The organism is bacterium (assembly GCA_037128595.1).
Lineage (GTDB): Bacteria > Verrucomicrobiota > Kiritimatiellia > CAIKKV01 > CAITUY01 > JAABPW01.
Window position 1 is genome coordinate 20,101 of record JBAXWB010000029.1, and the last position, 12,408, is coordinate 32,508.

The 12,408-nt window shown below is 57.6% G+C and carries 8 protein-coding genes; 3 read left to right on the forward strand and 5 right to left on the reverse strand.

The features are described 5' to 3' along the window. Window positions 1–17: 17 nt before the first annotated feature. From WCS52_15765 to WCS52_15785, 5 genes are read right to left on the reverse strand one after another with little or no spacing between them, the layout of a single operon-like run. Window positions 18–1,322 carry a DUF401 family protein gene (locus tag WCS52_15765; protein ID MEI6168639.1) on the reverse strand — a complete coding sequence of 435 codons (1,305 nt, stop codon included), beginning with the start codon at window positions 1,320–1,322 and terminating at the stop codon, window positions 18–20. A gap of 13 nt (window positions 1,323–1,335) precedes the next feature. Beyond that, window positions 1,336–4,488, reverse strand: a complete 3,153-nt coding sequence (gene ileS, locus WCS52_15770) for an isoleucine--tRNA ligase (GenBank protein ID MEI6168640.1) — start codon at window positions 4,486–4,488, stop codon at window positions 1,336–1,338. Window position 4,489: 1 nt separating this feature from the next. Then, a complete protein-coding gene (locus WCS52_15775; protein MEI6168641.1) occupies window positions 4,490–4,795 on the reverse strand; it encodes a Trp family transcriptional regulator in 306 nt (101 codons plus the stop codon). Between the two features lie 38 nt (window positions 4,796–4,833). Next, entirely contained in the window at window positions 4,834–5,346 is a 513-nt protein-coding gene (locus WCS52_15780; protein ID MEI6168642.1) for a hypothetical protein, read from the reverse strand. Between the two features lie 41 nt (window positions 5,347–5,387). Then, the gene (locus WCS52_15785; protein MEI6168643.1) at window positions 5,388–7,286 is read right to left on the reverse strand and encodes a hypothetical protein; all 1,899 of its coding nucleotides are present in this window, start codon (window positions 7,284–7,286) and stop codon (window positions 5,388–5,390) included. Between the two features lie 43 nt (window positions 7,287–7,329). On the opposite strand from WCS52_15785, the gene WCS52_15790 reads away from it, so the two are divergent. From WCS52_15790 to WCS52_15800, 3 genes are all read left to right on the forward strand, one after another. Beyond that, window positions 7,330–9,843 carry a sugar-binding domain-containing protein gene (locus WCS52_15790; GenBank protein ID MEI6168644.1) on the forward strand — a complete coding sequence of 838 codons (2,514 nt, stop codon included), beginning with the start codon at window positions 7,330–7,332 and terminating at the stop codon, window positions 9,841–9,843. Window positions 9,844–9,890: 47 nt separating this feature from the next. After that, entirely contained in the window at window positions 9,891–10,295 is a 405-nt protein-coding gene (locus WCS52_15795; protein MEI6168645.1) for a hypothetical protein, read from the forward strand. A gap of 66 nt (window positions 10,296–10,361) precedes the next feature. Further along, on the forward strand, window positions 10,362–12,341 hold the full coding sequence (locus WCS52_15800; GenBank protein ID MEI6168646.1) for a potassium transporter Kup: 1,980 nt from the start codon (window positions 10,362–10,364) through the stop codon (window positions 12,339–12,341). Window positions 12,342–12,408: the final 67 nt, after the last annotated feature.

The following is a 12,408-nucleotide window of genomic DNA, read 5'->3' on the forward strand; positions in this document are numbered from 1 at the left end:
CCGCACCCTTTTATATACTATAGCGCCCATTTCAACAGAAGAAAATAGGCAGCCGCAGACCCCGCCATCAAAAGACACGGTCGCACCAGATATCGGAACGTGGCCCCGATGGTGGTCTCAAAATACCGGTTACTCACCACATAACAGAGATGAAGCGGACTAATCATCATTCCCAGATGCCCGCAGGCGTAAGCGAGCACCACATACGGTCGCATGGAGGGATGATCCGGCATGGATTCGACCAGACTGATGACCAGCGGAAAACTCACCCCGACAAACCCGAAGGCCACACCGGTCAGCAAGCCGGCAATAAATGGCAGCAGGATCACCACCAGGGTCACGGGGACATGCATCACGCCCAGTTCAGAACTGATCGCAGCGGCTGCATTCACTTCCTTGAGCATGTTCTGGTAGACCATCACACTCAACACCAGCCCGAGCAAGGGAATGGATTCCTTGTTCCAGGTCAACCGCCACAACTGTTTGAATGGAAATGGCCTGGCCCACAAGGTGAACACCAGACTGACCGCCAGTCCCAGCAGAAGCGGAGCAAACTTCTGCATAAAAGACAACCCGCCCGGGCTGAACCCGCCCGGACCCAAATGGGCCGCCAGGAATTTCATCATGATCGCGCCCAGCGCCCAGACGATCAAGATGACCCCTATGGGCGCCACGGACACCAGGATCGTGCGTTTGAGTCCGGGTGGCGGAGGAGGCGCCATTGGCAAAAGCAACGCCGGCATCGACCGGTACATCCACACCCCGCCCAAAACCATAAAGACACCCAGTGGAATCTGAAACATGGCAAAGGTGAGAAGATCGCTGTTGGTCAGGCTCATGGCCAGGATGACCCCGGGATACAACGGCCACCAGTGCTCCCATATGTGACGCCACCAGTAGTTGATGGACGACAGCACATGGCCGCCCAGTTCACTCCCATGGGCCGCCTGGCGCACCATGGGAGCGGAGAAGATCGCCCCCCCCGGCATGGGCAGGAGGCCGATGAGTGCGGGTAAAACCGCCAGGGTGATGGCGGGTCTTCGCACATACGCCTGAATCGAGGTCACCATGCGCTGCATACGCCCCGTCTGACGCATGGCATCCGACAGCGTCAGGAGCAGCACCATGGTGATGAGCAGCCCGATGGAGGTTGACTGAGTGACGCCCACCCAGGCCACGCGGACAAGCCCCTTCGCATCCTCGCCGAAGAACAGCCCCAGCGAGATCGCCCCGCAAAAAATGGCGAACCAGAGGGGTACTTTCAACCGGACAAGGGCCAAAATGATCCCGAACGACACGAGTGTGAGGCCCAACGCCGGCATTCAAATCTCCCTGTTATTTCTGAACAACGGCTTCAAACTTGATCACACAGGGATGGCCATTCAAATCCCAGTCGGTGGCCCCTTCGGCAATCCCCTCAACCGCCTCACAGGACAGGCTCAAGGTTTCGGAGGTAATATACTCAAGGTGCGTCGCCACCGCCTGCCTGACTTCAGCCGGCCCCACGAATTGCACGCGGATCCGCTGCGTCACTTCCAGGTCGGCTGTCTTGCGCATATTCTGAAGTTTGCTGACAAACTCACGGGCCAAGCCTTCCGCGACCAGCTCGGGCGTCAGCGCGGTATCCAGGGCGACCACAATGCCGCCTTCCGCGGCCACCACACTGCCCTCGCGCGGCAGATGCTCGATGATCACGTCGTCCAGTGTCAAGTCGACGGCGGTGCCGTCCAGCATCACGGCCAGCGACTCACCCCGGGCCAGAATTTCAATCTGCTCGCTCTTAAGGGCCGCCACGAGGCCAGCCGCCTTCCTCATGAGCGGGCCCAGCTTCGGGCCCAGCCTGGCAAAATTCGCCTTGGTCTTGACGGTGGCAAAATCGGCTTCACTCAGACGGAACTCCGCCTCTTTCACATTCAGCTCTTCCATGATGATCTCTTTCAAATCACTCATACAGGCGAGCAATTCAGCATTCCGGCAGGCGACATGAAGTTTCTTCAGGGGCTGCCGCACCTTCAAGTCATGCGCGGAGCGCAGGGTGCGTCCCAGGGCCACCACCGTCATGACCGCCGCCATCTGTCGCTCCAGGGCCGGGTCACGGCGGGTGCTGTCCCCTCCCGGAAAATCACACAGGTGTACGGATTCAGGCATATCGGCCGTCCGCAAATTCCGGTAAATGGCTTCACTGATAAAGGGGATGAACGGGGCCGCAATCTTGGAGGTGTTCAGCAGCACATAATACAGCGTCTCATAGGCCTGCGCCTTATCGGCGTCATCCTGCGACTTCCAGAACCGGCGGCGGCTGCGCCGGATATACCAGTTGGTCAGGTCTTCGACGAACCGGACAAAAGGCCGGACCGCCCCCTGCAGGTCATAATGATCCATGGCCTTGGTAACATTCGCCGACAGCGATTCCATGGAACTGCGGATCCAGCGATCCAGGAGATTTTCATCCTGAATTCTGGATTCTGGATTCTGGATTCTGGATTCTGGACGCCACCCATCCACATTGGCATAGGTCACAAAGAAGCCATAGGCATTCCACAAAGGAATCAACAGGTTCCGCATCAGGTCCTGCACCCCGGTTTCTGAAAACCGCAGATCCTCCGCCCGGACAACGGGAGAGTTGATCAGATAGAGCCGCAACGCATCCGCACCATAGGTGTTGATGATGTAGCTCGGATCCGGGTAGTTCTTGAGGCGCTTGCTCATTTTACGCCCGTCCTCCGCCAGCACCAGCCCGTTGACAATCACGTTCCGGAAGGCCGGCTTGTCAAACAGGGCCGTCGAGAGGACCGTCAGGGTATAGAACCAACCCCGCGTCTGATCCAGCCCCTCGGCAATGAAGTCGGCCGGGAAATGGCTTTCAAACTGCGTTCGGTTTTCAAACGGATAATGGGCCTGCGCATAGGGCATCGCGCCACTTTCAAACCAGCAATCCAGCACTTCCGGAATCCGCTTGAGCATGCCCCGCCCTTCGCGCGAGGGGATCTCAATCTTATCCATGAAATGCTTATGCAGATCTGTCACCTTGTGACCGGAGAGGGTTTCCAGTTCTGCGGCAGAACCAATGCACACCACTTCCTTGCCGTCATCGCTGCGCCAGACAGGCAACGGAGTGCCCCAGTAACGGTTACGCGAGATATTCCAATCGCGCGCCTGTTCCAGCCATTTTCCGAACCGGCCATCGCGCAAATGCTCAGGAACCCAGCGGGTCTGGCTGTTGGCCTTCAGGATCTGATCGCGCATCTGTTCCACCTTGACATACCAGGCCGAAATCGCGCGATAGATCAGCGGCGTATCACAACGCCAGCAGTGCGGATAGCTGTGATTGATCACGGCGTGATGAATCAGACTCCCCTCCTGCTTCAGCCGTTTGATAATATCGTGATCGGCCTCCTTGACGGCCCGTCCGACATAATCCGGAATCTCTTCGGTAAACCGGCCTTCGGCGTCCACCGGACAGGGGGCCGGCAGATTTTCAGTTTTCCCGACCCGGCTGTCATCTTCACCAAATCCCGGCGCAATGTGTACCACCCCGGTGCCATCGACGGTCGAAACAAAATCACCCGCAATAATCCGGAAGGCCCCCTTAGCCTTGTAATCCGCATAATAGGGAAACAGCGGTTCATACCGCAGACCCAGCAAGGCGGCTCCCGTGGTTTCCTCCACTACTTCAAACGCCGCCCCTTTCTTGTAATAAGCCGCCACCCGGTCTTTGGCGAGGTAGTAGAAATGCGAACCATCCTTGATCTTGACGTAAGGGATATCTTTACCCACCGCCAGGGCCATATTGGATGGCAGGGTCCAGGGCGTGGTCGTCCAAGCCAGCACATAGAGGGCGTCCGCTCCCTCCACCTTGAACCGGATGGTCACCGCCGGATCCTGAACATCAGCGTAGCCCTGATTCGTTTCAAAATTCGAAAGCGGCGTAGTGCAGCGCGGACAATACGGCACAATACGGTGCCCCTCGTAGATCAGTTGTTTTTCCCAAAGGGACTTGAATACCCACCAGATGGACTCCATGAAGGCTGGATCCATGGTCTTGTAATCGTGATCAAAATCAACCCACCGCCCCATCCGTGTCACCACTTGACGCCATTCACGGGTATAGCGCAGGACAATACTGCGGCACCGCTCATTGAATACATCCACGCCCAGAGTCTCAATATCGCGCTTGCCGCTGAGCTTCAGATCCTGCTCGACTTCGTATTCAACGGGTAGCCCATGGCAATCCCAGCCGAACCGCCGGTTGACATAATGGCCGCGCATGGTCTGGTACCGGGGAACGATATCCTTGATAGTACCGGCCAGGAGATGCCCGAAATGGGGCAATCCGGTGGCAAAGGGAGGCCCGTCATAGAAAACATATTCAGGGGCATCCTTGCGCTGCTCGAGCGATTTCTCAAAAATGTGCTGTTGCTCCCAAAATGCCAGAGCTTCCACTTCCTGTCCTGGAAAATCCACTTTTCGCGAAACCGGCTTGAACATATTACGTTTTCTCTTTCTTTTCCACAGCATGCCGAACCGCCTTAAGGAAGGCGGGCGGGCCGAACTTCAACTCATGGGAGCCCCGGGTAATCTTACAGAGACTGATCCCCAGTCGGGTGGCGATGGCCCGTTGCGTGACCCCCTTCTCAAGCAGACAGACCAGCTTCCATCGCAAGGCGATCTTCTCCCGCTCCCGGGGCGTCAGGATGGCCTGAAACACATCATAAACTTCATCCGCACTCAAATGGGACAGGACAGACGCCAGTTCCCGGAGTACACGATCAGGCTGATAGTTGGACTTGGCCATAAGCGGCAACGGGACGGGCTCCTCACCTGCAGAGCGACCTAGAACTTGTAGCCCAGGTACCCACCGAACTCCACGTCTCCAAAATCAAATTTGTTCAGGGAACCCCAATCTTCAAAGACGTAGTAGGCGTTGGCCTGCAGGCTGAGGTTCTTGCCCAGCGGGATATTCAATCCCAGGACCCATTGCCAATACATATCCATCCATTCCCCATCACCCTCGGTATAGGTTGACAGGACACCCAGCCCGCCCTGGAAAATGCCATCCTTCATCAGAAGATTGGCTTCAGGGGTAATCCCATAGTTCAGGTCCGGGTGCTCGTCAAACTCCGGGGTATACCCGCAGACGAATTGCAGCATGGCATTTTCCTCATGGATCTCATAGGCCACGTCATAGGTCAAATCCCCATCAGTATAAGGCAGACTGATGAATTCAGAGTGTTTCAGATGATACCGGGCGCCCAGCGCGACTACCTGAGCCGTCGAGGCCATCGCCATCCCGGTAAGTGTTCCCACCATCAACCCGGCAATTAATGCAACTTTGAGTGTTTTCATGGCCGGAATCATAAACACCCTCCCGTCCGGCGCAAGCTTTTTCACCTGACGTGTTCAACATTCAGGCCTGCTGGTGCCCGGGTGTGTACCGGGCCACCGGGCTCAGAACGGGAGATATCCAGCATCCCATGCGGCGTTGGAAGTTCGGCATGGAAACACACGCCCAATTCCCCTGAAGGCTGGCTGAGGATCCGGTGCCAGCCCGGCTCGACGAGGCTCACCCCCATCAGGTGCCGGACCATGAGATCGATGACGCCTGCCCCCCAGCCGTGGCACAGACTCATGCTGCAAATGAACCCCCATTCATGGCTCGAGTATAACCGCCGGGCATCGTGTAACTCCGGGTCCCACATCTCCCAGAGCGTGGGGGCATTTTCCCTTTCAATGATATCGGCCAGGTAACCGGTTAGGGCACGCACCGCTCCGGCCTGATCGCCACATCGGGCGCGGGCCGCCTGCTCATACCAGGCAAAATAGGGCGTAATGATAGAGGGGATGGCAGAATTATTGAACACGCCCGTCAAAATCTCCTGCCGCATACCCGGGTCGCACATGCCGGCCAGCACTGCCCAGGCATTGGTCTGGCGCGTGGGGCCGGAGGGGCCAAGCCTGACACCGTCCTCATAGGTCCGGCGGTAGTGTCCATCATACCCAGGCATACGCGGGTTGCGCACAGGGCCCACATGGTTGAGCGTGTGGATAAAGCCCGAGCCGGGCTGCCAGAACATGCTGATAACCGCCTCCTGCAGGGTATCGGCCCTCGCCGAAAACCGGGCCGCATCCCCGGACTCTCCGAGCCATAAGGCTATTTCAGCCGCCTGCCGCAACCCTTCCACATGTTTGATTTGCAGCCAGCTTAATTCCTCGAAGCGGCCGCCCACCGGCATATCCGACCAGTCAAGAAAGCCGATCTCAAAGAAGAAGGACTGTTTGGGATCGCGCGTAATAAACCCCTGGCTGTTGACCTGCGTCCGCACGACCCAGTCAAGAAATGCCCGGATCTTGTGGTAATGGGGTAAACTCTGCTCGCGGGAGATCTGATGGGCCAACATGAATTGACGGAGCATGGCAATGGCATCAAAAGAATAGACGGGCACCCCGTTGACCCAGATTTCGACCGGAAATCTAGCGAGCATCCGCTCCACTGGCTCAGGAAGGGGCGTCAGCCAGTCCATTGCGGCCTGAATGGGGCGTGCATCTCCATACCAACCGGTACGATCCCGTTTGATCCCGTCCCACAGACAGTCGGTCCGCGTGCAAAGCCGGGCAGTATAGGCGGCCACCTGCCAGACGCGCTGCATCCGTTTATCCTCACAGCTGAAGGTCGCGAGGGGGGCGGGACAGGGATAGAGCGCCAACGCCCGGATGTGCAACGAGACGGGGCCACGGGCCTCAACCAGACGGAGCCGGACAAACCGGAAGCCCCGGGGCTCCCGGTGGATTCCGTACCGCCACGCATTCCAGGCGGAGTTTTCGAACCGGTGCTGATGCCGGCCAGCCCCGGGACAATGCCAGTAATCCTCGGTGAAAGGCGCCTGGTTTTCAATCAGCCCCTCCGCCTCCGGAATGCTTTCGCCAAAGCGGGCGGTGAGGGAAAAGGCGCCTGCTGCCGACACCTCAAGCACCAGATGGCCATCGAATTCAGTCCCGAAATCGATCAGCAGGTCACAGACCGTGCCGGGCCGGCTGATCAACACCGGACCGGAATCCTGCAACAAATGAAGCCGATCCCCCCACAGGCTGACAGTGCGTTCATCCGGTCCACGCAACAAACCATGCGGGTAAACCCAATAACCAGGGATGCCGTTCTCGACCAGGTCAGGAATACGCCCCTGCGTCGGGTCGGAAGAGAGCGTTTGTGGATGCAACCAAGGTGGGGTGGCCGCAGAGAGGCATGCCGAGTTTGACGCTTGCATGATGGGTGCTGAATCTGTTCTCATAGTGCGCGCCATGGTGGCGAGGCATCAGCCGGAAGTCAAGAGCATGAAAAAAGGGGTAGAGCGGATGAGCCTGAATACACTTGATTTGAATGGAACCTGGCGTGCCCGCTGGTCGGATGGCCAACGGGGGCGTAGCGAGTATGCCCAGCGCGAGGTGACTGACCCGGCCCGTTATATCGATGCAACCGTGCCCGGCGAGATCCATCTGGACCTCATCAAGGCCGGACTCATCACCGAACCTACGGAGGGCCTGAATGCGCTCTCGGCCCGCTGGGTGGAGGAGATGATCTGGAGTTACCGTCGCGAATTTACCGTTCCCCGCTCCGCCCTGAAGGCCGGGACCCGCACCTGGCTGGTCTTCGAAACCCTCGATCTGGTGGCCACCATTGTGCTCAATGGCAAGGAGGTCGCCCGGCACCGCAATTTCTTTTATCCCTGCCGGGTCGAGGTCACCGACACCTTACGTCCGGGCCTGAATGTCCTGGCGGTTCATCTGGACAGCGGCCTGCATGATGTCTCGGACCGGCCCGGCGAACCCTACAGCGGACAGATTGACTACAAGCTGCACAAACGCACCTGGCTGAGGAAGCCCCAGTGCCAGTTCAGCTGGGATTGGTCGACGCGGCTAATCAATGTGGGCATCAGCGGGCCGGTGCGGCTGGAATGGACACGGGACACGGTACGGGTCGACCGCCTGGTCCCGCTGGCCTCACTGGATGCCGATTTACAAAATGGGTCCGTCCACGTGCGTCTGTTTGTCGAAGGCCTTGGCCAGACTCCGGTCCGGGGGGAATTGACGGTCCAGATGACGCCCGGTGACGTTTCGGTGAAACTGCCGGTCGACATCACACCGGGTTTGAACCCCGTTGAGGCCGTGCTCAAGATCGTACAGCCAGAGCTGTGGTGGCCTGCGGGATGTGGCACGCAAGCGCTCTATACGATCACGGCCACCCTGAGCCTCAAGGGCCGCCTCCTGGCCCGGCATGAGGCCGCCATCGGCTTCCGCCATGTCCGGATCGATCAGTCCCCCCATCCGGAAGGCGGCCGGTATTTCACACTTGAAATCAATGGGCGCAAGGTGTTCTGCAAGGGCGGAAACCTGGTCCCTGCCGACATGATCTTTGCCCGGATTACCCCCGACCACTACGAGACCCTGACCGCTCGTGCCCTGGAAGCGAATTTCAATATCCTTCGCGTCTGGGGGGGCGGCCTCTACGAAAGCGACACCCTTTACGACCTGTGCAACCGCAAGGGCATCCTGGTGTGGCAGGAGTTCATTTTTGCCTGCGGCCGGTATCCCGGTAACGACGTGGGGTTCGTGGAGGACTTCAAAAATGAAGCCCGCCATCAGATCCGACGCCTGGCCCAGCATCCCTGCCTGGTCATCTGGTGTGGCAATAACGAGATGGAGCAAGGTTTGTGGGAATGGGGCTTCGATAAATATGGTGCCCTGTTTTCGGACCTGTCCCTCTTCCATCACGTCATCCCGCGGCTTCTGGCCGAAGAGGATCCTACCCGCTATTACCAGCCGTCATCCCCCTACTCGCCTGACGGGCTCAGCCCCACCCGGGACGACTGCGGGGACCAGCATCCCTGGAGTATCGGATTCCATGATAATGATTTCCGCAAATACCGGAAGATGATCAGCCGCTTTCCGAACGAAGGCGGCATTCTGGGGCCGACCTCACTGCCCACCCTGCTCACCTGTCTGCCGGAGGGACACCGCCACATCCAATCCTTCGCCTGGCAATTGCACGACAACAGCATTGACAGCTGGGCTGAGCCCAGTCCCACCGACGGGATGCTTCAGCAATGGCTCGGGCTGGATATCCGGCGACTTACCATCGAAAAGTTCGTCTACTGGGGCGGACTGCTCCAGGGCGAGGGCTTGCGCGAATATGTGGATAATTTCAGACGCCGGATGTTCGACTCCGGGGCCGCTATTTTCTGGATGTTCAATGATTGCTGGCCGGCCACCCGTTCCTGGACGATCGTCGATTACGCCCTGCGCCGGACCCCCGCCTTCTGGGCGGTGAAACGGGCCATGGCGCCTGTTTCCGTCGTCCTTGCGGAGGAGCACGGCAAGGTGATCGTCTATGGCGTTAATGATACGGATCACCCCATCGAAGCCGATCTGCGCTACGGCGTGTTCAAGCTGGCAGGCGGCTATCCCGTCGAGTTGGGTAAGCCCGTCATCCTGGTTTCGAATGCCTCCACCCCACTGGCGGAATTCCCGGCGCGGCTCTGGACGAACCGACGCGCCAGCATGGCCTTTGGCGTTCTGACCCGGAAGGACCAGATCTTGGCCCGCAACCGGCTCTATGATCCGTTCTTCAAGGAAATGGCCTGGCCCAAGGCCAAAGTCCGGATCACGGTAAGTCAGGGAAAGGCCACCTTCAGCTGTGATCAATTCGCCTGGGGGGTGTGCCTGGATTTAGAGGGTGAGACGGCGTTGGTCGATAATTTCTTCGACCTTTATCCTGGTCAGGCACACCATATTCCCTGGCGGAAAAAGAGCCCCCCCCGACTGGTTCATATCGGTAACGACCTGAAGTGATAATACTGGAGTTTTTTCGGATTGTCCCTTATTGTGAATGCTCTTTTATGAGAAACAAGTCATTAAAGGATTATCTCCTGCTCGCGTTGTGGCTGTCCTTGTCCGGACTTGCCACCTCCCTCGTGGCCGCACCAGAAGTGACCGTCCCGGCAGGGATTGTCATGAAAACGCCCGACACGTTCATTGTCAATGACCGCGAGTATACCTCATCAGACCTGATCAAAGGTTTAAAGAAGAACAAAATCCCGACCGCTTCCCCCCTGATCGTTGAAGTTCCCGCCGACACCTCCATGACGGTCATCAAAGATCTGACCCAGCGGCTGGCCACCGCCGGCTACAAACCCTTCTTTAAATACCCGCGTCACGCGGATGCCGCCGTGAAAGATCCCAACGCGCCCCTCACGCCCCCTGTCACCCCTCCTCCTCCCAAAAAACAAAGATCGCGGAAATGAACGGAATGCCACCCGATATTTCCATATTCCACCCCATCGTGTTATCGAGATAGGCACACAGGTTGTATGATGACCCCGCTCGACAGCACTGAGTCCCCGGTACCGCAGAACGGGAACACGCCTACCAGCCATCCCAAACAGGCGATCTTGGGACTGACGATTGCCGCCTTGGGCGTCGTGTATGGAGATATCGGTACAAGCCCGCTCTACTCCACCCGGGTCAGTTTTACCCCCGGGTGCGGAGTCCCGCCCACCGAGGCCAATATTCTGGGGATCATCTCGATGATCCTGTGGTCCTTGCTTTCCCTCATCACCATTAAATACCTGGCGCTGGTACTTCGTGCAGACAACCGCGGTGAAGGGGGCATCCTGGCCCTGATGGCCCTGGTTAACCAGGACCGGAAAGCCGGCAAAAGGACTCTATTTTTTGTTTTGTTGGGGCTACTCGGGGCCTCCCTGCTCTATGGAGATGGACTGATCACCCCGGCCATTTCCGTATTAAGCGCCATCGAGGGCTTGAATATGGGCGCCATCACCTTCACTCCCCACACCATCGTTATTCTCGCACTGGCCATGTTAATTGGCCTGTTCTGGATGCAACGACGCGGCACCCAGTCGGTGGGCACTATTTTCGGCCCGGTCATGCTGGTCTGGTTTGCCGCCATCGCCAGCCTCGGAATGATCTCCATTTTCAAGACGCCCTGCATTCTGTCCGCCCTGAACCCGTGGCATGCCGTTGAATTTTTTATCGCCAACCGGTGGCAGGCCTTTGTGACCATGGGTGCGGTGTTCCTGGCGGTCACTGGCGGAGAAGCCCTTTATGCCGATATGGGCCATTTTGGCATCGGGCCCATTCGGCTGGGGTGGTTCACCCTTGTCATGCCGGCGTTGGTATTGAACTACTGCGGGCAAGGGGCCTGGATGCTCCATCAATTGAGCGATCCGCAAAGTGTGACCCTGATCAACGGGCAGGTCACCTTGAATCAAGCCCTGATCTCGAACCTCTTCTACCGGAACGTCCCCCATTGGGCCATCTATCCGATGGTGGCCCTCGCCACCGCAGCCACCATCATCGCCTCACAAGCGATTATTTCAGGGGCTTTTTCAATGACCCGACAGGCCATCCAACTCGGCTATTGCCCTCGTCTGGCCATTGTTCACACTTCCAAAAGACAAATCGGGCAGGTCTATCTTCCCCTGGTCAATGGGCTGATGCTGGTGGGAACCCTGCTCCTGGTGCTCGGGTTTAAAAACTCCGACAGTCTGGCCGGCGCCTATGGAGTGGCGGTGTCGCTCACCATGCTTATTACGACCCTGTTTATGATTGCCGTGATGCGCCGGCTCTGGAATTGGCCCTGGCTGGTCGTAATCCTCATCGCCGTGCCCTTCCTTCTCATGGATCTCACTTTTTTCGGATCCAACATCCTGAAGATCAGCGAAGGCGGGTGGGTCCCTCTGGCCATTTCATCCGGATTCATTATCATAATGACTACTTGGCACCGTGGCCGCGACATTCTGGGGCGCAAGATGGCCGAAGCGGCCATTTCGATTGATCTGTTTATCAAAGATGTGGCCACTTCAAAACCCCACCGGGTGTCCGGCGTTGCTGTTTTTCTGACCGGAAATCCAGACGGAATTCCCCGGACCCTGTTGCACAACTATAAACACAACAAAATCCTGCACGAACAGATCGTATTCATTACCATCCAAACCGACGATATCCCCCGTGTGTCGGACGCTGACAGAACCCAGGTAAAAGTACTTCCAGAAGGGTTCTATCAAATCCTGCTCCGGTATGGATTCAGCGAGGACCCGGACCTGTCATCCTACCTGAAAAGTCTCAAGATTGAGGGACTTGATTTGGAACCGATGAAAGTGACCTTCTTCCTCGGGCGCGAAACCCTGATTCTCGTCAACAACCCGGATATGCGACTCTGGCGTAAAATCCTATTTTCTTATCTGTCGCGAAATTCATGGGATGCCTCCAAGTTTTTCCGGATCCCTCCGAACCGGGTGATTGAAGTCGGGATTCAGATCGAACTCTAGTTTGCCGCTCGACACATCTACGTCTTAAGCATTATTATGTGAGGACATTTTGAAGAAGGAGATAATC